The sequence below is a fragment of the Herbaspirillum sp. B65 genome, assembly GCF_000333555.1.
GTDB lineage: Bacteria > Pseudomonadota > Gammaproteobacteria > Burkholderiales > Burkholderiaceae_D > Herbaspirillum > Herbaspirillum rubrisubalbicans.
Window position 1 is genome coordinate 1 of sequence record NZ_BADI01000524.1, and the last position, 1,533, is coordinate 1,533.

General features: G+C 65.2%; 1 protein-coding gene. It reads left to right on the forward strand.

From position 1 onward, the window contains the following. Positions 1-9 precede the first annotated feature (9 nt). On the forward strand, positions 10-1,533 hold a 1,524-nt coding region (locus tag I5W_RS12655), incomplete at its 3' end, for a YDG domain-containing protein (protein ID WP_256380777.1).

Sequence of the window (1,533 nt, forward strand, 5' to 3'; positions counted from 1 at the left end):
CCCAAGAGCGTGGACGTGACGGGTCTGAGTGTGGTGAGCAAGACCTATGACGGCACCACCGCAGCCACTCTCAGCGGCACCGCCGGCTTCAGTGGCATGATCGGTGGCGATAGCTTGAGCTTGAACCTGAGCTCGGCCACAGCCAACTTTGCCGATGCCAACGCCGGCACCAAGGCCGTCACACTGGGCAGCTATACCCTGGGTGGCAGCAGCAGTGCCAACTATGTGCTCAACCAGCCCTCGCTGAGCGGCACCATCAACAAGGCCAACCTGAGCCTGTCGGGCAGCAAGACCTATGACGGCACTACCACCATCGACGGCACGCAACTGACCGCTACCGGCGTGCATGGTGAAACCTTTACCGTGGCCGGCAGCGGCAGCAGCGGCAACCTGGCCAGCAAGAACGTGCAGAGCGGCGCGGCCCTGGCCAGTGTCACGGGCCTGTCGCTGGGGAGCAGCAGCAACGGTGGACTGGCCAGCAACTACAACGCCCTGGGTACCAGCGGCAGCAGCATCAGCGTGACCGCCAAGGCGCTGACCGTGAGCGGCGTGACTGCCTCCGACAAGGTCTATGACGGTTCGACGACGGCCACGCTCAACACCTCGGGTGTGAGTTTCTTCGGCATCGTCGGCGGGGATGACGTGAGCCTGGGTGGCAGTGGTGTGGGCAGCTTCGCCAACAAGAACGTCGGCACCAACAAGGCCGTGACGGTCAGCGGCTATACACTGTCCGGCGCCGATGCGGGCAATTACCTGATCAGCCAGCCCACGGGCCTGGTCGCCACCATCACCAAGGCCAACCTCAACGTGTCGGGGGTGACGGCCAACAACAAGACCTATGATGGCACCGCCGCCGCGACGCTGAGCGGAACGGCCAGTGTGTCGGCCATCGGCAGCGACGTGGTCAGCGTAGCCGGGACCGGAACCGGCAGCTTCGCGGACAAGAACGCGGGCGTCAAGGCGGTCACCGTGAGCGGCTATACGCTCACCGGCGCGGATGCCGGCAATTACAACCTGGTCGCGCCCACCGGCCTGGTCGCCACCATCAGCAAGGCCAACCTCAACCTGTCGGGGGTGACGGCCAACAACAAGACCTACGATGGCACCACCGCCGCAACGCTGAGCGGAACGGCCAGCGTGACCGCACTCGGCAGCGACACCGTCAGCGTAGCGGGGACCGGCACGGGCAGCTTCGCAGACAAGAACGTGGGCACGGGCAAGGGCGTCACCGTGGGCGGCTATACGCTGACCGGTACCGATGCCGGCAATTACAACCTGATCTTGCCAAGCGGTCTGAGCGCCAATATCAGCAAGGCCAACCTGACCGTGGGTGGCGTCAGTGCGCAGTCGCGCACCTACGATGGCAGCACCGCCGCCACCCTGGCCGGCACGGCGACTGTCTCGGCCTTCGGCTCGGATGTGGTCTCGGTGGCCGGTACGGTCTCGGCCTCTTTCGCCGACAAGAATGTCGGGGTGAACAAGGCCGTCCTGGTCAGCGGTTATACGCTCACCGGCACCGACGCCGGCAACTAC